Below are 18,881 nucleotides of genomic sequence, written 5' to 3'. Positions count from 1 at the left end.
GTCGAGCCGGCCCGGCGAGCGGACGCGGGCGAGCGCGCACGGTCCAGCGCGAACGGTCCGCGTGACGGTCAGCGCGGCGAGCGACCCCTGAAGCGGTTGAAGAGCGACTGCGGGAACAGCCTCGCCCTCAGGCGCGTCCCGAGACTGCTCCGGCTGCGCAGCGCCCGGGTGACGGCGTCGACGTCCTCCCAGCGCGGGGCTTCGACAGCCGTGCGGGTCGGGGCCGCCGTGACGGTCGCGGCCCCGCTCCGGCTGCCGTCCGTCACGGTCACCGGTACCGGAACCGTTGAAGATGCCGAGGCCGCCGCCGGGTGGTCCGCCAGCGCACCCGCTGCCGCATCGTGGTCCGCGTACTCCTCGTACTCGTAGGCGGAGCGCAGGCGGGACAGCGAGCCGGCGGGTGCGGACGCGAGCTGCGCGGTCCGCGCGAGCCGTCCGGCGAAGGTCCGCGGTGTGTCCGTCGGTTCGAGTGGGTACCCGTAGTCGCCCGCGAGCTCGGTGGTCTCGGCCCAGGCCGCCGTCGCCGCGCCGCGGTTCCCCTGGGAGCCATGAGTGCCAGGGATCCCGCCCGATACGTCCGCCGCGACGACCACATTCCGCCGGGACCGTGTCCGCGCGGACCGCAGGATCATGGGCAGCAGCGCCAGTAGCGCGAGACCTGCCACGCCGAGCACGCCCTGGAGGGGCCGCGGCTCGTCCTGCGGGCCGGTGCTGCCGCCGTCCTGCGCCTCGTCCGAGGGGACGGTGGCGGCACCGGTGGGTACACCTGCATTCGGTGCCGCGTTCGGGTTGAGAGCGTCGGTGTCGTCGGCGCGCGGACCCACGGGCGAGAACGCCTGCTGGGCGTACGTCGGTACGACGCCGCGTGACGGTGTGGGTTCGAACTGGACCCAGCCCACGCCCTCGAACCAGAGTTCGGGCCACGCGTGCGCGTTGCGCGAATCCACCACGAACTCGCGCAGCTCCGTTCCGTCGGGGCCCTCGTCGACGTCGCCCGTGGGGCTGCCGGGGGTATAGCCGACGGCGATCCGGCTCGGGATGCCGGCCTCGCGTGCCATGACGGCCATGGTGCCGGCGTAGTGCACGCAGTAGCCCTGCTTCGCCTCGAGGAAGCGGGCCATGACGTCCATGCCGCTGCCGTCGTAGCCGCCCTCCACGGGGGCCTCCACGGAGTAGGTGAACTCCGGGCCCCTGAGGTAGCTCTGGATGGCCAGTGCCTTGTCGTAGGGGTTCACGAACTCACCCGCGACCTCCTGCGTGGTGGTGCGGAGGATCTCCGGTGTGTCGTCGGGCAACTCCTTGAACACCGCCGGCACCTCCTCGGCGTCCGAGGGGCCGATCGATCCGAGGCCCTCGCGCGTGAGCTCGGCGGACCTGCTCTCCACCACGTACTCCTGGCGCGCCGTGGACCCGCCGTCGGTGGCGAGGATGGACAGGTTGTTCGGATCCCACGCCCAGTTCCCGGCGAGGTTCGCGATGCTCTGCGGTGCGTAGGGCGAGAGCAGCCACGGGCTCGCGTAGCTCTGCGTGGTGATCCGTGTGATGACGTCCTGGCCGGGTGGCTCCGTCTCCGGGGCGCCGGGTTCGGTGCCGAGATCGTCGATGTCGTCCACGCGGTCGTCGAGCCGCTGGTCCGGCTCCCACCGCCGGCCGGTGAAGTCCTCGAGCGTGACGGCCCGCAGATACAGCGGGGTGTCCGACGTGGTGGAGTAGGTGATGCGCCCGAAGCCCGTGGGGTTCCGGAGGTCGTTGCCGAGGGTGACGGCCGGGTTGAGCCCGGTGGCGTTGCCCCAGACGTTGAGCCGGGACCCCTGCGGGAATGCCCCCGAGGTGAAACCGGGGACCAGCAGGGGCAGGAGCACGGTCACCGCGAGGGCGCCCGCTCCGATGACCGCGCCCCGGGCTGCGAAGCCGGAGGACGCCCGTGCACCGCCGGACGCGCGGCGGTTCTCCCGCCACTGAGCGAGCGCGAGGACCAGGAGGAACGCGAGGACGGTCGCGACGAACGCCACCATCCCCACGCCGTTCGGCTTGACGATCGCGGGGGCGACCATCACCCCGAGCAGTCCGACGCCGGAGGCCGCGGGCATGCGCATGGTGGTGGCGAGCAGGTCCACCACGATGCTGATGAGCCCCAGCGCCGCGCAGATGATGAGGAAGATGCCGGCGCTCGGCAGCACGGGCGCCACCTGCGAGACGACCGTCTCCTCGGCCTGGGCGAGCAGGCCCTGCAGCTCGACGGACGTGCCCGGGCCGGGTACCACCCCGAGGATGCTCTGCAACGGGAAGAACTGCGCGGTGAGTGCGCCGATCAGCGCGAGGACGCCCACGAGGCCCGTGAGGACGCCACCGAGCCCGAGGGTGCGGGTGAGTGCCATGGCCAGCAGCACCGGCGCGACAGTCCGGAGGACGGGGACGAACCACGTACCGGGCTCCACCACACCGTTGAGACTCGTCGCCGCCGCGAGGATCGCGAGGAGGACGGCGCCGGTCACGGCCCAGTGCCAGGGATCGGCCGGGGGCACTCGCCGCTGGGCGGCGGGGGGCACGGGCGCGGGCGGCGCAGGGCGGGAGAGGGTCGCGGTCATGCCTGGCCTCCGGCTGGGGTGGTGCGGTAACGGGTGCTGACGGACGGGTCCGAGGACGTGGGCGACGCCGGAGCGGGTGCGGTGGTTCTCCTGCGCTCGGCGGTGCCGTGGGTCTCCGGTCCGACGGCGTGCTCCAGGCCTGCCCACACGGTGGGCAGGTGGGCCGCGGGGGAGGCGGCCGTCGCATGCCAGCCCCCGGCGCGGAGGAGCTCGAGCTGCCGGTGGCACTCGGCCGGGCGTTCGGCGACGATCAGGGCGTACGACGGCGAGCCGTACTCCGCCGCCGACGCGAGGGCACGCGCCTCCTCGACCGTGATGACACCGAGCACGGCGATCAACGGGCCGCGATGGCGTGTGGTGGCCAGCTTGTCCAGCAGATGGTCGCCGAACGCTGCGTGCGCCATGCCCGGCTGGGCCTCGGCGTCGGACCTGCGGCCGATGCGGCGCGCCGCCTGACGTGCCAGTTCGCCGGCACGGACCGCGGTACTGCCGCCCTGCTCCTCGCCGGCGGCCCGGCGGCCGGTGTCCGGTGCGAGCTCGAGCGCGGCCAGGCCTTCCGCGATCCCGGCCACGGAACCCTGGCCGTGGTGCTCCTCGTCCGCCGGGAACGGTGCCGACGGCGAGCGCAGGAGTCCCGGGGCGCCCTGGTGGTCGAGGAGGCGGAGTGCGTAGTTGCGTTCGAGGAGGTGCGCGCTGATGGACATGACGGCCGTGACGGCCCACTCGAACGTCGGCGACGTGGCGAGCCCGCCGGCGTCTCCCCCGAAAGCCGCGCTGAAGCCGGAGCCGTAGCTCTGGTGCCGCTGGTCCATCAGCAGGGCGGCCTGGGGCGTGGTGACGGATTCCTCCTGGCGCACCATGAGCTCCGAGTGGCGTGCCGTCGCGGCCCAGTGCACGCGCCGCATGGAATCGCCGTGGCGGTACTCGCGCGTCATGACGTCGTCGTCGCTCGGGTTGGCCTGGCGCCTCGTGGCGGCCATGCCGTCGCTTCCACGGGCGCCCGAGAGCGGCGAGGCGAGCAGTTCCAGTGGTGCAGGCGTGACCACGAGGGCGTCGGTCTCGCCGAGCACGTGCCGTGACTTGCCGAGCCCGAAGGGATCGGTGAACTCCGCGGTGACGGGCCCGACGTCGTACACGCCGCGGGAGGCGGAACGCAGCCGGTACTCGTAGAGGGACACGCCCTCCCGTGTGGGGTTGCGCGAGGGATAGGTGAAGCGTGGCGCCTGGCCGAACCGCGCGGGGAGCTGCTCCTCCATGGCGATGCTCGCGCCTCCGGCCACCGACGCGGTGAGGGAGAGGGTGACCGTGGTGGTGGAGCCGATCTCCATGGATTGCGGCTGGAAGCTCCTGCTGACGGTAAAACGCGGTTTGAGCACCTTGAGGACCAGGACGGACGCGAGGGGGAGGGCCAGCAGCAGGATGCCCACGTACAGGAGGTCGCGCCGCCCCAGGACCTGCGCGGTCAGGAGGGCGACCACGGCGGTGAGGACGAAGCCCCAGCCGCGCACCGTCAGGAAGCGCGAGGGGAGCCTGTCGAGAAGGGCCATCGGTGAACCGCCGGGTCTAGGAGGGGGAGTGGGGCGCGCGCGGGGCGCGGCTCAGCGCCGCTGGCTCTCGCGCGCCACGGGGACGCGTGACAGGACGTCCGCGATGATGGACGACGCCGTGTCCCCGGCGCTCGTGGCCTTGCGGTCCAGCAGCAGGCGGTGCGCGAGCACGGGGTGCGCCATGGCGGCGATGTCGTCCGGCAGCACGAAGTCGCGGCCCTCGAGGGCGGCACCGGCCTTCGCGGCGCGGAGCAGCTGCAGGAGCGACCGCGGGCTGGCGCCGAGGCGCAGTCGCGGGTGCTCGCGGGTGGCACGGCCGAGGCCCACCGTGTACTCCTTCACGGCGGGGGAGACGTACACGCCGCGTACCTGGCGCATCATGGCGGCGATGTCGGCCACGTCGGCCACCGGGCGGACCGCCGCCAGGGGCGACGTCGACTGGTGGGTCTCGAGCATGTCGAACTCCGCCTGGGCGTCGGGGTAGCCCATCGAGATGCGCGCCATGAAACGGTCACGCTGGGCCTCGGGGAGGGGGTAAGTGCCCTCCATCTCGATCGGGTTCTGCGTGGCCACCACCATGAACGGTTCGCCGAGCGTGTGGGTGTGACCGTCCACCGTGACCTGGTGCTCCTCCATGCACTCCAGCAGCGAGGACTGCGTCTTGGCCGACGCCCGGTTGATCTCGTCACCGATCACGATGTTCGCGAACACCGGGCCGGGACGGAACTCGAAACGGCGCGAGTCCTGGTTGAAGATCGAGACGCCCGTGACGTCGGAGGGCAGCAGGTCCGGCGTGAACTGGATGCGGTTGACGCTGCAGTCGATGGTCCTCGCGAGGGTCTTCGCGAGCATCGTCTTGCCGACGCCCGGTACGTCCTCGAGGAGGAGGTGGCCCTGGGCCAGCAGCACCGTCAGCGCGAGGCGAGCCGCCTCGGGTTTGCCGTCGATCACGGTGGTGATGGCGTCGAGGATGCGGGTGCTGATCTCGTGGAGGTCGGCGCGGGGCCGGTCCGTCCGTGGTCGGGCGGCGCGGGAGCCTTCGGCTGCTCCCAGACCGGCAGCATCGTCGGCGACATTGTGCTGGACGTCCATGGGTACCTTCCACGCGTGCGGCTGCCGTGACGCGCGCCCACCGGGCACCCGACACGCAGGGAACGGCCGCGGCCGGTTCCCGAGAGCAGGAAGGCCGGGCTGAGAGATTCAACAGATTACTAGGACAACTTGCTCCCGGGGAGATAAGTTCCGCCTCCTGACTAGGCTTGCGGCATGTGTGACAGCGCAGCGACCACGGGCCACCCCTACGCCCCGGGGCAGATCCCGGAGCCCTACCGGGAGCCCGAGGAGGTGCCGGGCGAGGGAGCGCCCTCGGACGGCGCCGGTGCGGCGGCACGACGACGGCGGAAGGGCGCCTACCCGCCGCTGCCCGAGCCGCTTCCGGTGCCGGTGATCGACAACCACACGCACATCGACTTCCGCGAGGGTCCCGTGTCCGTGACCGTCTCCGAGGCGCTGGACGCGGCGGAGGCCGCCGGTGTCCGTGGCGCCGTCCAGGTGGGCACCGATCTCGCCTCCTCGCGGTTCACCGCGGAGGTGGTGCAGCAGGATTCCCGGCTACTGGGCGCAGTGGCGCTGCACCCCAACGACGCACCCCTGCTCGCGGAGGCCGGCACCCTCGACGCGGCGCTCGCGGAGATCGAGCAGCTCGCCACCGGGCCGCGCATCCGCGCACTCGGCGAGACCGGACTGGACTACTTCCGGACCGGTGAGGACGGCCGCGGCGGGCAGCTCTTCTCGTTCCGCAGCCACATCGAGATCGCGAAACGGCTGGGGAAGGCGCTCCAGATCCACGACCGTGACGCCCACGCGGACGTGGTGGCCACCCTGCTCGACGCCGGCGCGCCGGACCGCGTGGTGCTGCACTGCTTCTCCGGCGACGCCGACCTGGCGCGCACGTGCAACGAGCACGGCTGGTACATGTCCTTCGCGGGAACGGTGACGTTCAAGAACGCCGGCGGGCTGCGCGAGGCTCTTCTCGTGGCGGACCCCGCGCTGGTCCTCACGGAGACCGACGCACCGTTCCTGACGCCGGAGCCGTACCGCGGCCGGCCCAACGCGTCCTACGTCGTCCCCCATACCGTCCGGGCCATGGCGAGGGTCCTCGAGGAGGACCTCGACCGGCTCTGCGCCCGGCTGACGGCCAACACCGAGGCGGTCTACGGCACCTGGGCCTGAGGTACCGGGGGTGATCGGGGCCCCGACGCGCGGTCGCGGCGGAGGTCCGTGGCCCTGCGCAGTACCGAGGACCACTGCTGAGGAGGCCTGAGCACCGCTCAGGGCCGGGTGGTACCGGGTAGTGCTCAGCAGTGACCGAGTACCGGAGAGGGGAAGGCACGTGGACAGCACTCGTGCCGACCAGCGACGGGCTTCGTAGCGTGGTGGGCATGGGTGTTCTCCGGCCCGCCCTCGTGGCCCGGCCGGAACCCCACTCGGCACCGTCCTTCCCGTGAGACCGGAGGAACGCGGTGCCCTGGCAGCCCCGTCCAGCCGGGGTCCTGCCGTACTGTGGGCCGGCGGCGCCGGGGACCCTCCTGAGACCAGGGTCCCCACCAGGCGTCGCCGGATCCACGGCCTCCTCCCACACCAGCCCGAGCCGACCCGAGCTGCCCGCGCGGCTACGATGACACGGTGACTTCGCCCCCTCCAGCCCCCCTCCTCGGCGCAGCGGACATCCGGCGCCTGGCGGCGGAGGCCGACCTCCGGCCCACCAAGACCCTCGGCCAGAACTTCGTGATCGACGGCAACACCATCCGCCGGATCGTCGCCGCCGCGCACCTCGGTCCGGACGAGACCGTCCTCGAGGTGGGCCCCGGCCTCGGCTCCCTCACACTCGGGCTCCTCGACGTCGCCCGGCGCGTGGTCGCCGTGGAGATCGATCCCGTGCTCGCCGCGAAGCTCCCGGACACGGTGGCCAGGTGGCGTCCGGAGCAGGCGGACGCGCTCGACGTCGTTCTCGAGGACGCTCTCCGCGTGACCGAGTTGCCGCACGCGCCCACGGCACTCGTGGCGAACCTCCCCTACAACGTGGCGGTCCCCGTGGTGCTCAACCTGCTCGAGCGCTTCCCCTCCCTGCGCCACGGCCTCGTGATGGTGCAGGACGAGGTGGCGGACCGCCTCGCGGCCCCGCCCGGCTCGAAGACCTACGGCGTCCCCTCCGTCAAGGCGGCCTGGTACTCCGGCATGGCGAAGGCCGGGGTGATCGGCATGAACGTGTTCTGGCCGGCCCCGAAGATCGCCTCCGGACTGGTGCGCTTCACCCGCCGGGAACCGCCGCACACCACCGCCTCGCGCGAGGAGGTGTTCGCCGTCGTCGACGCCGCGTTCGCCCAGCGCCGGAAGACCCTCCGGGCCGCGCTCGCCGGCTGGGCGGGGAGTCCCGTGCTCGCCGAGCAGGCTCTGCGCGCCGCGGGCGTGGACCCGACCGCGCGCGGGGAGGTGCTCGACGTCGTCGCCTTCGCGCGCATTGCCGAGGCCCGCACGGCGGTTCGGGCGGCGTTGCAGAGCGGTGCACCGGAGAGCCCGGACGCGGGCGGACACACCGCGGACGACATCTGACCCGTGGGCTAGGTTGGTGGGTATGGTCTCCGGCAGGACAGTCGACATGCGCACGGACTTCTCGCGTGCCCGCTCCGTGCGTGTCCGGGCGCCCGGGAAGATCAACGTCTCGCTCAGGGTCGGCCCTCCGCGTGAGGACGGGTACCACGGGATCGCGAGCGTGTTCCTCGCCGTGTCCCTCTACGAGGACGTCACCGCGACGCAGATGGCAGGGGATGCCATCACGGTCACCGTCAACGGCCAGGGCACGCTGAACCTGCCCGCTCGATCCATCCCGCTGGACGCCACCAATCTAGCGGTGCGCGCGGCGGAGCTCCTCGGCGAGGTGAGCCCCGGCCGCACCGGTGTGCACCTCGACATCACCAAGCGCGTCCCGATCGCCGGCGGCATGGGTGGCGGCTCGGCCGACGCCGCGGCGGCCCTGCTCGCGTGCGACGCCCTCTGGGGGAGCGGGTTCTCCCGCGACGAACTCGCGAAGATCGCCGTCGACCTCGGCGCGGATGTGCCCTTCGCGCTCGTGGGCGGCACCGCCGTGGGGCTCGGCGTGGGCGAGCAGCTCTCGCCGGCCATCTCCAAGACACCGCTGCACTGGGTCCTCGTGACCTCCGACTACGGCCTCTCCACACCCGAGGTGTACCGCACGCTCGACGAGATCCGGCTCCGCGACGGCGTCGAGCCGGACCCCCAGCCGGACATCGACCCCGCCATCCTCGGCGCCATGCGCGCGGGCGACGCCCTGGGACTCGCGCCGCTGCTCCACAACGATCTCCAGCAGGCGGCCCTGGAACTCGCGCCCGCGCTGGGCGATACCCTTGAGACGGGGAAGGCGGCAGGCGCGCTGGCCGGGATCGTGTCCGGTTCCGGTCCCACCGTCGCCTTCCTGACCCAGAGTTCCGGTCACGCCGCCGAACTGGAGACCCTGCTCACCGGAGAGGGCCTCCAGGCGACCTCCGTCCACGGCCCGGCGCACGGCGCCCGCATCGCCACCGACCTCGCCGGCTGACCGGGCGGGGACGACGGCGGGGGCCGCAGGTCACCGCACACACCGCTCCAACCGAAAGCAGCTCTTCCTTGGCACACCTCCTCGGCGCCGAAAGCCTCAGCGTCGCCTACGTCACCCGTACCATCCTCGACTCCGTGTCCCTCGGGCTGGAGGCCGGCGACCGCATCGGGGTGGTGGGCCGCAACGGCGACGGCAAGTCCACGCTCATGCGCCTGCTCGCCCAGCGCTCGGCGCCCGACGCCGGCCGGGTCACGAAGCGGCGCGACGTCTCGGTCGGCTACCTCGACCAGTCGGACGTCCTCGACGGCGACCTCGAGGTGGGCCGCGCCATCGTCGGAGACCAGGCGGACCACGAGTGGGCGTCCAACCCCAAGATCCGCGACGTCATGGGAGGCCTCGTCTCCGAGGTGGACTGGCACGCACGGGTGTCCTCGCTCTCCGGTGGGCAGAAGCGCCGGGTGGCGCTCGCGAAGCTCCTCATCGGGGACGACGACGTCATCATGCTCGACGAGCCCACCAACCACCTCGACGTCGAGGGGGTCGCGTGGCTCGCGCGTCACCTGCAGCAGCGCTGGCGGCCCACCGAGGGCGGCATGCTCGTGGTCACCCACGACCGCTGGTTCCTCGACGAGATCTGCAACCACACGTGGGAGGTCCACGACGCCGTCGTCGACGACTTCGACGGCGGGTACGCGGCCTACGTCCTCGCCCGCGCCGAGCGTGACCGCTCTGCCGCGGTGATGGAGTCGAAGCGGGCGCAACTCGTGAAGAAGGAGCTCGCGTGGCTCCGCCGTGGAGCACCCGCCCGGACGGCCAAGCCGAAGTTCCGCATCGAGGCCGCGAACGAGCTGATCGCGGACGTCCCGGAGCCCCGCGACTCGCTGGCGCTCAGCAAGATGGCAATGTCGCGCCTGGGCAAGGACGTGCTGGACCTCGAGGACGTCAGCCTCGCGATCACGGACGGCGAGGGCCGGGACCGGCAGCTGTTCGACAAGATCACCCTGCGTCTGGCACCGGGGCAGCGCCTCGGGCTCGTCGGTGTCAACGGGTCGGGCAAGACCACCCTGCTGCGTCTGCTCAACGGTGAGCTGACGCCGACGTCGGGCAAGGTCAAGAAGGGCAAGACCGTGCAGACGGCCGTGCTCTCGCAGGAGGTCCGCGAGCTGGACGACGTCGGGGACATGCGCGTCATCGAGGTCATCGAGTCGGAGAAGCGCGTCTTCGCGGTCGGCGGCAAGGAGGTCTCCGCGAGCCAGCTCGTGGAGCAGCTCGGCTTCACCAACGAGAAGCAGTGGACCCGCGTGAGCGAACTCTCGGGCGGCGAGCGCCGGAGGCTCCAGCTGCTGCGTCTGCTCGTGGGCGAGCCGAACGTCCTGATGCTCGACGAGCCCACCAACGACCTCGACACGGACACGCTCTCCGCCATCGAGGACGTCCTCGACGGCTGGCCCGGCACGCTCGTGGTCGTCTCGCACGACCGCTACCTGCTGGAGAGGGTCACGGACACGCAGATGGCCCTGCTCGGTGACGGCCGCCTGCGGGACCTGCCGGGAGGGGTGGACCAGTACTTGGACCTCCGCCGCGCCGCGGGCCCCATGACCGCGACGGGCAACGCGGCATCGCCCGCGATCAGTGGCGGATCGACGGGCTCGCCGACCTCCTCGGAGGCTGATCTCCGCCAGGCGCGGAAGGACCTCCAGCGGATCGAGCGGCAGATCTCGAAGGTGGATGCCCAGAAGGGCAAGCTCCAGAAGCAGATGGACGACGCCGGTGCGAAGCCCCACGCCGACTTCGGGCACATCAAGGACCTCGACGCGCGTCTGAAGGATCTCCAGGCGGAGATCGACGACCTCGAGGGCCAGTGGATGGAAGCGGCCGAGATCCTGGGCGAGTAACGCTCGCCGGGCGACCGGACGTTCGATCGGGGACTGGACAGGGTCGAAGACCGGTGCGCCGCTGCTCCGCGGTGTGTCTATCAGGTTTCCGTGCGGCGCGCACTGCGTTAACTCTTCGGGAGGTCGTCGCGCCGCGCGCGGGGGGCTACGGGTAGGGGCCTGGGTCACCGCGTCGCGCGAGCGAGCGGGCTCGCTGATGGGCCACCGCCGTCGTCCGGGAGACGATCGACATGCGGGCCGGTGGAAGAAAGCCGCAGGTCAGACGGGGGTGACGTCCGCAGGACGCCCCTCCCGAGGGGCCGCTCGGTCCGCCGCGGCAGCCCTCCCCGCCAACGGTGCGCCTCGGCCGTCGTCGGTCCGGGAAGGGCCCGCGGAGCGCGTTGTCGCGCGGCAGCAGGCAAGTAGGCCCGAGTAGATCAGCGGTTTTTTCACGTAGTGGCTCCCCTCGCGACGCCTTCTACTGTCGGTGCGAAGGGGCCTGATCATCTCTCAGGCCCACGGGCCGACGTCCGGTTCGCAGGTACTCCTGCTGGACACGTCGGTTCCGTCGCCCGCCGTCGTGCGCCCCGACAGCCGTCCCCTCGTTCAAGGACCCCGATGCACCCGAACGCGCTCATCACCGAACCCGCAACCGCCCTCGACGTGGCGTTCCAGCTCCTGAAGGACCACGTCATCGCCCGGTTCGCCGGGTTCGACCGCACCGACATCAGCGCCTTCTGGGCCGAGGTGACGCCCTACTTCCCGGTCGCTGTCGCCGGCGCGATCGTCTGGGCCCTGTGGCTCTACCGCTTCATCCTCTCCCACCGGGCGAAGCCGATCGTGACCAACCACCGGGCCAGCACGTCCGTGGTGGTGCCCTCCTTCCACGAGGACCCCGACATCCTGATGAGCGCGCTCGAGTCCTGGCGGGCGCAGCGCCCGGACGAGATCATCATCGTCCTCGACGTCGAGGACCTCGACGCCTATGGGCGCATCGAAGCGCTGCAGGACCCGACCATCCGCCCCGTCCTGTTCCACCACGTGGGCAAGCGGTCCGCCCTCGGGGCCGGGATCCGCCTCGCCCGGTACGAGATCCTGGTCCTCACCGATTCCGACACCTGGTGGCAGCCGGACCTGCTGCAGAACGTGCAGATGCCCTTCGCCGACCCGCTCGTGGGCGCCGTCGGTACCCACCAGAGCGTCTACAAGCGCGACACCAGCGTGTGGCGCCGCGTGGCCGACTGGCTCGTGAACCTGCGGTACCTCGACTACGTCCCCGCCATGGGCGCGGCCGGCGCCGTCCCGTGTGTTTCCGGCCGTACCGCGGTGTACCGGCGGGCCGCCGTCCTCCCCGTCCTCGAGCACCTGGAGAACGAGTACTTCCTGGGTAAGCGCTGCATCTCGGGGGACGACGGGCGGCTGACCTGGCTCGTGCTCGCCTCCGGCTACAAGACCGTCCACCAGTCCACGGCACGTGCGCTGTCGATGTTCCCCGCCAGCTTCCGGGCCTTCGTGAAGCAGCGGGTCCGCTGGAGCCGCAACTCCTACCGCTGCTATCTGACGGCGATCGGCACCGGGTGGCTGTGGCGCGTGCCGTTCATCACCAAGGTGACGGTGCTGCAGATCCTGCTGACGCCGGTGACCATGGGCCTGACCATGTTCTACCTGCTCTTCAACCGGCTGGACTTCACTGTGCTCGGCGTCGCTGCAGCGCTCAGCTGGCTGCTGCTGGGCCGCGGCATCCGCGGGATCTCACACCTCCGCCGCCACCCGAAGGACATCCTCATCCTCCCCGTCCTCGCCTTCGCCGTGATCCTGGTCGCCCTGCCGATCAAGCTGTACGCGTTCACCACCATGAACAAGCAGGGCTGGCTCACGCGGCATGCGAACCAGATCGGCGGGGACGGTCAGGACGCCGTCAGTCTCGAGACGACCTCCGAAACCGCCGACCACGTGCTCGAGGGCTCCGCACAGGACGCCCGGGAGGCCGTCGCATGACCGGTCGCAAGCCGCTCCTCCTCGGTCTCGTCGCCGTCCTCCTCATCGTGCTCGCGGGTGCGGCCTTCGTGACCGTCGGCAACCTCTGGCGGGATTCCGAGGTGGATGCCTTCGGGCGGAACGAGATCGCCGCCAACGGCAACGTCCAGGGCGAGCTCTACCCCGGTGACCCCCGCAGCGAGGCGCGCATCGTGCAGAGCGAGGAGGAGCGTCTCGTCTACGTCCGGACCATCGCCTCCGCGGCACGGTGGCGGGTGGACGGACTCGAGGGTCCGTACCGCCTGCGGACCGGCGCCACGACCACGCTCGTGCTGCCGGCCAGGACCGACCCCTACACGACGGCGGACCTGCTGGGCCTCGCGCCGGACACGTTCAAGCCCCTCGCATCCTCGACGTTCATGCTGACCGAGAACATCGTGGTGCTGCCAGGCGCCACCCTGTCCCTGGCGGGGGAGGAGGGCACCACGCTGCGGATGCAGAGCAACGAGGACGCCTTCGTGTCCATCGTGGCACTTGGCGGATCGCTCTCGACCGCCGGGACGCCCACCTCGGACCTCGAGATCACCAGCTGGGACGGTTCGGGCGCCGATACGGACACCTCCGACGGCAGGGCCTACGTCCGCGTGATCGGCGGGCACGCCTCCTTCGCGCACACCACCGTCTCCTCCCTGGGATTCTGGAGCGGCAACACCGGCGGCCTCGCCCTCACGGGGACCGACACCGCCGGGACGTTCCGGGACGCGGCGGACGCCTCGGCGGGCGCGGTGGCCCCCGCCGGCGCCCGGCTGCTGCCCGAGGAGGACCTCACATCACTCGCCGACCAGACCGACCTCGACTACAGCGTGGTCACCGCGGGCATCGACGGCCTGACGGTGAAGGACAACGCGTTCGGCCTGTTCGTCACGAACGCCCGCGACATCGCCATCCGCGACACCACGATCAGCGGGAGCCTCGTGGACGGACTGGTGCTTCACCGCTCGGTGACGAATGCGACGATCACGACGACGACGTCCTCCGACAACGCGGTGGACGGCATCACCGTGGGGCGATCGAGCACGCGCGTGGAACTCGACGACGTGACGGCCAGCGGCAACGGCCGCAACGGCATCTCCCTCGACGGGCAGCCGCTCGCCGACGGACCGAACGCGGTGGGAACGGCCGTCGTCACCTACGGCTCCAACCGCGTGGTGGGCAGCACGATGGCCGACAACGGCCGGTACGGCGTCGAGGTCAGCGGCGGGGAGAACCTCCGCATCACGGGCAACACGCTCTCGCGGAACGAGGTGGGTGTCGTGGTCAACTACGGCGCGGAGAAGGTGGGCATCATCGACAACGAGATCAGCGACCAGCGCCTCCAGGGGGTCGCGGTGCGCGAACCCGGGGCGCAGGCGGACATCAGGCGGAACACCATCTCCGGCAGTCACACCGGGATCTACGTCCGCGACGCCACCGCGAACGTCACGGGGAACAGCATGCACTCCATCTCCGGCCATGGGGTGTCGCTGCTCGGGAACGTGCCGGAGACCGAGGTCACGGGCAACGACGTCGGCGGGTACGGCACCGTGGCCATCTGGGACGAGACCTCGACGGGTGCACTCGTCGAGGAGAACGAACTCCTGGAGTGGCACCCCGCGCCCACCGTGCACAGCGTGATGAACTCCGTGTTCCAGCCGCTGACGTTCGTGTGGCTGGTGCTCGGGATGCTCCTGCTCGTCACGGCCGTGACCCGCAAACGCCACCTGCGCGTCCGCACCATCCGCAACCCCTACGAGGAGCGGGTACCACTCACCGCGCTGAGCCGCGGGATCATCAGGATCGACGACGTCAGGCAGGCACGATGAGCCGCCGCGGCAAGCTCCTCGCACTCGTTCTCGCCGTCGTCGCGCTCGCCGTGGCCGCCGTCGTCGTGGTGGTCGGACTCGACACCACCGGCGGCAGGGGATCCGCTGGCCAGGAGCGGGACGCGCAGCCCACGCCGACGGCGGACCCCGCGCCCGCACCGGCCCCCGCACCCGCGGCCACACCCGTCGAGTGCCCCGAGCCGACCGTGCGGGTCGACGACGCCACGGACCTCGAGAACGCGCTCGACGCGGCCGCGCCCGGGGACGTCATCGGACTCGCGGTAGGTACCTACACGGGCAATTTCACCGCCACCGCGGACGGCACGGCGGATCAGCCGATCACGCTGTGCGGTGACGCCGGGACCATCCTCGACGGCGGCACCACCGATGACGGCTACGTGTTCCATCTCGAGGACTCGTCCTACTGGGTGCTCCAGGGGTTCACCGTCCGCAACGGTCAGAAGGGCGTCATGGTGGACCGGACCACGAACACCGTGATCCAGGGTCTCACCGTCACCACCATCGGTGACGAGGCGATCCACCTGCGGACGTTCAGCACCGACAACCGCGTCATCGGGAACACCATCAGCGACACCGGGCTGCGGAGGGCGAAGTTCGGCGAGGGCATCTACATCGGCACGGCCGAGAGCAACTGGTGCGACATCAGCAACTGCGAGCCGGACCGCAGCGACCGCAACGAGATCGCCGGGAACACCATCTCCGGCACCACCTCGGAGAACGTCGACATCAAGGAAGGCACCTCCGACGGCATCCTCCGGGCCAACAGCTTCGACGGCTCCGGGCTCGTCGAGGCCGATTCCTGGGTGGACGTGAAGGGGCGCGGCTGGGTCATCACAGGGAACACCGGGGCCAACTCGCCGCTCGACGGCTTCCAGACCCACGAGATCGTGGACGGCTGGGGCACCGAGAACGTCTTCCGCGACAACGTGGCGGACGTCAACGGACCGGGGCTCGGCTACTCGCTGAAACCGGTGCGCGACAACGTCGTCGACTGCAGCAATACGGCCACCGCCGCCGGCGAGGGCCTGTCCAACGAACCCTGCACCTCCGGCTGACCCGCCCTCACACCCCCACCACCAGATCCCCGTCCGGACCACCCTCCGCGCTGTCCCGCACCCTTCTTCCACCACCCGCACCACATTCCAAGCTATTCCCTACCCGAAATGAGGACACACGATGAGCACTGCCGACCAGAACCAGAACCAGAACCAAGTCGCCCCGCCCCGCGTCACCGTCATCGGTACCGGCTACCTGGGTGCAACCCATGCGGTCTGCATGGCGATCATGGGCTTCGACGTCCTCGGCGTCGACGTGGACCAGCGCAAGATCGACCTCCTGTCCACGGGCCGCGTGCCCTTCTTCGAGCCGGGGCTGCCCGAGAAGCTCACCGAGGCCCTCGCCTCCGGGCGTCTGCGGTTCACCACCGACTTCGACGAGGCCGCCGCCTTCGGTGACGTGCACTTCGTGTGCGTCGGCACCCCGCAGGCTGCCGACTCCGCCGCGGCGGACCTGACGTACGTGGACGCCGCCTTCACGGCCCTCGCCACGCGCATCGACCGCAAGGCCCTGCTCGTCGGCAAATCCACCGTGCCCATCGGCACGGCGGCCCGTATCACCGAGCTCGTGCAGTCGCTCTCGCCACTCGGCGCGGAGCTCGAACTCGCGTGGAATCCCGAATTCCTCCGGGAGGGTTTCGCCGTCCAGGACACCCTCTTCCCCGACCGGCTCGTCTTCGGGGTCGGCTCGGCGTGGGCCGAGGAGCAGCTGCGCCGGGTCTTCGCGCCCATCCTCGACCTCGACACACCCGTGATCGTGGCGGACCTCGCCACCTCCGAGCTCGTCAAGGTGGCCGCGAACTCGTTCCTCGCCACGAAGATCTCCTTCATCAACGCCATGGCCGAGGTCTGCGAGGCCACAGGCGCGGACGTGAACCACCTCGCGAAGGCGCTGAGCCACGACGACCGGATCGGCGGACGCTTCCTGAAGCCCGGTCTCGGATTCGGCGGCGGGTGCCTGCCCAAGGACATCCGCGCGTTCAAGCACCGGGCCGAGGAACTCGGGGTGGGGCAGGCCGTCAGCTTCCTCGGCGAGGTGGACTCCATCAACAACCGGCGTCGCGTCCGGACCGTGGACCTGATCCGCGAATTGGCCGGCGGGAGCCTGGCGGGCGTGCGCGTGGCCGCCCTCGGTGCGGCGTTCAAACCCAATTCCGACGACATCCGCGATGCTCCGGCGCTCGACGTCGCCCGCCTCCTCTATCTCGAGGGGGCCATCGTCACGGTGTACGACCCCGAGGCCAACGCGAACGCCCACCGCCTCTACCCCGACCTCAACTACGTCGAGACCATGGCGGAGGCCGTGCACCACGCCGACGTCGTGGCGCTCCTCACCGAGTGGTCGGAGTTCAGGAACGCCGACCCCGATCTGCTCGGTGCGCTCGTCTCGCACCGCCGCATCCTGGACGGCCGGCACGCGCTCAACGCCGACGACTACGTCGCCAAGGGGTGGCAGTACCGCGCACTCGGGCGCCCGGCCCACGCCTCGACCGTGGCACTCGCGTCCGACGTCCGTGACGAGACGCCGACGCTCGTGGTGTAGCGGCGCGTTCGAGGACCTGCGCCAGGCGAAGGCCGTGGCGTTCGAAGGTCCACCGGAACACAACAGAACGGGCTGGACGGGGAGACCCGTCCAGCCCGTTCCTCGTGCTGCAGGGCCGTGGACCCCGGAGCTGTTCAGCGGCAGGCGATGTTGCTGAGGCCCTTCGTGGCCCCACTCGCCTTGCAGGCGATGACCGTACCGAGCGATGCCGACTGCACCCACACCTCGTACCCGGGAACACCGCCCTGCACCGTATTACCCGTGAAGACGTTGCCGGTACCCCAGCCCGTCAGCACCGAGTGCACCTGGAAGGCGTCGAGCTTCGTGCCGGAGCCCGAGTTGCCCTCGATGCGGTACCCGTTGCCCTTCACATCCACCCACGAGTCCGCGTAGTTGGCGCCCGAGGTGCCGGAGGCGGAGAACACGTTGCTCGTGACCGTGCCGCCCGTCGTCCCCTCCTTCATGTCGATGCCCTCGGCCGATGTGTTGACGATCCGGTTCCCCCGGACGGTGATGCGGTCCGAACGGTCCGGGAGGCCGCCCGCCCAGTTGCTCTTGGCGCTACCGAGGTAGATGCCTTCGCCGTACTCGGGCTGGGTGAGCCCGGTGTCGTGGATGAGGGAGTCGAGGATGGCGCCGTCGCTGCTGCCCGCGCGGAAGTGGACCGCTTCCGCGCCGATCATCCCCACGTCCACGGAGGAGATCACGGTGTTCCTCGAGCCGTCGAGCACGATCCCCTTGGCGGAGGACGCGACGGAGAAGCCCGTGATGCGCCAGTTCGAGCCGGTGATGTGGAGGCCGTAGCCCGACGACGTCGAGCCCGTCGAGAGCACGGCCTTCCGCGACCCCCGCAGGGTGATCGGCGCGGTCGGAGTGCCGGAGGCGGACGCCGAGAACGCTCCGACGTAGCGGCCGTCGGCGAGTTCGATCACCTGTCCCGGACGCGCGGCGGCGAGGGCGCTGCGGAGGCCCGCGGCCGTCGAGACCTTCACGACGCCGGAGGGGCCCGGCAGGGGAGCAGGAGCGGGAGCGGGAGCCGGTGCGGGAGCGGGAGCCGGTGCGGGAGCGGGAGCAGGCGCCGGCACGACGACGGGCTGGGTTCCGGTCCGGCCTACGGTGAACGTCACGGTGGCCTCCTGACGACCGGCCGGTGTCTCCCACCGAGCGTTCAGTGTATGGGAGCCGGCGCTCGTGGACACGGGCCAGGAGTACGGTGCGGATCCGTCCTGTCCGAGGTACTCGCCGTCGAGCTTGAACTTCACGGTGGAGCCGGCCGGTGCGGCGATCGAGGCCGTGAAGACGCCGTCGGGCTGGGCGCTGCCGGCCAGCGCCGCGCCGTCGGCCAGGACCGTCGGGACGTCCGCCAGAGCGGGTACGGCGAGGGTGGAGACCGCGATCACGGCGGTCACGGTGCCCGCTGCGGTGCGCGAAAGGGCGCTGCGCAACATGGAGGAGGGGTGCATGCGGGTTCTTCTCTCGTGAGACCAACCCGCGCTGCGCGGGTCAGTGCAGCGACGCTAACCCGTGCTCGGTCACCTGCCTGCCACGGGAGCGCCGTCCTTGCAAGAAACTCCGCAACCTGTGCGAATGCTTGCATTTCCTTTGGTCCTCGGAGTGCACCCGGCCCAGCCCGTGGCGGCCGCCCTGGCCGGTCGCCGATCCCCGGTGCTCATGGCAAACTTGTACACCGTGCGCGGGTGCTCCCGTCAGGGACGCCGCGCGTGGTCCGCCCTGGTGTAATGGCAGCACCCCAGCCTTTGGAGCTGTGGAGTATAGGTTCGAATCCTATGGGCGGAACG

The 18,881-nt window shown here is 71.0% G+C and carries 12 protein-coding genes and 1 tRNA gene; 9 read left to right on the top strand and 4 right to left on the bottom strand.

Features of this window, described 5'->3' with window-relative positions; all coding sequences use genetic code 11:
* Positions 1-68 precede the first annotated feature (68 nt).
* The 3 genes from AC4D12_RS12265 to AC4D12_RS12255 are packed head-to-tail and all read right to left on the bottom strand — an operon-like array spanning position 69 to position 5,227.
* A complete protein-coding gene (locus tag AC4D12_RS12265) occupies positions 69-2,588 on the bottom strand; it encodes a transglutaminase TgpA family protein (RefSeq protein ID WP_490950219.1) in 2,520 nt (839 codons plus the stop codon).
* Positions 2,585-4,135: a DUF58 domain-containing protein gene (locus tag AC4D12_RS12260; RefSeq protein ID WP_490950218.1), complete on the bottom strand. Its 1,551-nt coding sequence runs from the start codon at positions 4,133-4,135 to the stop codon at positions 2,585-2,587. Before AC4D12_RS12260 ends, AC4D12_RS12265 begins: the two co-directional genes overlap by 4 nt.
* A gap of 51 nt (positions 4,136-4,186) precedes the next feature.
* Positions 4,187-5,227, bottom strand: coding sequence for an AAA family ATPase (locus tag AC4D12_RS12255; RefSeq protein WP_490950217.1), 1,041 nt, complete (start codon positions 5,225-5,227; stop codon positions 4,187-4,189).
* A 174-nt stretch (positions 5,228-5,401) separates the two neighbouring features.
* On the opposite strand from AC4D12_RS12255, the gene AC4D12_RS12250 reads away from it, so the two are divergent.
* From AC4D12_RS12250 to AC4D12_RS12215, 8 genes are all read left to right on the top strand, one after another.
* The gene (locus AC4D12_RS12250) at positions 5,402-6,367 is read left to right on the top strand and encodes a TatD family hydrolase (protein WP_490950216.1); all 966 of its coding nucleotides are present in this window, start codon (positions 5,402-5,404) and stop codon (positions 6,365-6,367) included.
* A gap of 453 nt (positions 6,368-6,820) precedes the next feature.
* Complete coding sequence (gene rsmA / locus AC4D12_RS12245) at positions 6,821-7,747, top strand: 16S rRNA (adenine(1518)-N(6)/adenine(1519)-N(6))-dimethyltransferase RsmA (RefSeq protein WP_490950215.1); 927 nt, start codon at positions 6,821-6,823, stop codon at positions 7,745-7,747.
* A gap of 46 nt (positions 7,748-7,793) precedes the next feature.
* The gene (locus AC4D12_RS12240; RefSeq protein WP_490950214.1) at positions 7,794-8,750 is read left to right on the top strand and encodes a 4-(cytidine 5'-diphospho)-2-C-methyl-D-erythritol kinase; all 957 of its coding nucleotides are present in this window, start codon (positions 7,794-7,796) and stop codon (positions 8,748-8,750) included.
* Positions 8,751-8,818: 68 nt separating this feature from the next.
* Positions 8,819-10,645 carry an ATP-binding cassette domain-containing protein gene (locus AC4D12_RS12235; RefSeq protein WP_490950213.1) on the top strand — a complete coding sequence of 609 codons (1,827 nt, stop codon included), beginning with the start codon at positions 8,819-8,821 and terminating at the stop codon, positions 10,643-10,645.
* Positions 10,646-11,242: 597 nt separating this feature from the next.
* Positions 11,243-12,622, top strand: a complete 1,380-nt coding sequence (locus AC4D12_RS12230) for a glycosyltransferase (protein ID WP_490950212.1) — start codon at positions 11,243-11,245, stop codon at positions 12,620-12,622.
* Positions 12,619-14,463, top strand: a complete 1,845-nt coding sequence (locus tag AC4D12_RS12225) for a right-handed parallel beta-helix repeat-containing protein (RefSeq protein ID WP_490950211.1) — start codon at positions 12,619-12,621, stop codon at positions 14,461-14,463. The genes AC4D12_RS12230 and AC4D12_RS12225 overlap by 4 nt, the downstream gene beginning before the upstream one ends.
* Positions 14,460-15,539, top strand: a complete 1,080-nt coding sequence (locus tag AC4D12_RS12220; protein ID WP_490950210.1) for a right-handed parallel beta-helix repeat-containing protein — start codon at positions 14,460-14,462, stop codon at positions 15,537-15,539. Before AC4D12_RS12225 ends, AC4D12_RS12220 begins: the two co-directional genes overlap by 4 nt.
* Before the next feature lie 121 nt (positions 15,540-15,660).
* The gene (locus AC4D12_RS12215; protein ID WP_490950209.1) at positions 15,661-17,082 is read left to right on the top strand and encodes a UDP-glucose dehydrogenase family protein; all 1,422 of its coding nucleotides are present in this window, start codon (positions 15,661-15,663) and stop codon (positions 17,080-17,082) included.
* Positions 17,083-17,216: 134 nt separating this feature from the next.
* Here AC4D12_RS12215 and AC4D12_RS12210 read toward each other — a convergent pair whose 3' ends face one another.
* Positions 17,217-18,545, bottom strand: coding sequence for a right-handed parallel beta-helix repeat-containing protein (locus AC4D12_RS12210; protein WP_490950208.1), 1,329 nt, complete (start codon positions 18,543-18,545; stop codon positions 17,217-17,219).
* Between the two features lie 262 nt (positions 18,546-18,807).
* Between AC4D12_RS12210 and AC4D12_RS12205 the strand changes: the two genes are divergently transcribed.
* Positions 18,808-18,879: transfer RNA gene (locus tag AC4D12_RS12205), tRNA-Gln, on the top strand.
* The last annotated feature ends 2 nt before the right edge of the window (positions 18,880-18,881 follow it).

It is taken from the genome of Arthrobacter sp. TJ-266 (assembly GCF_058269115.1).
Note: the sequence above shows the minus strand (reverse complement) of the source record. Positions and strands in the feature narration are given on the sequence as shown.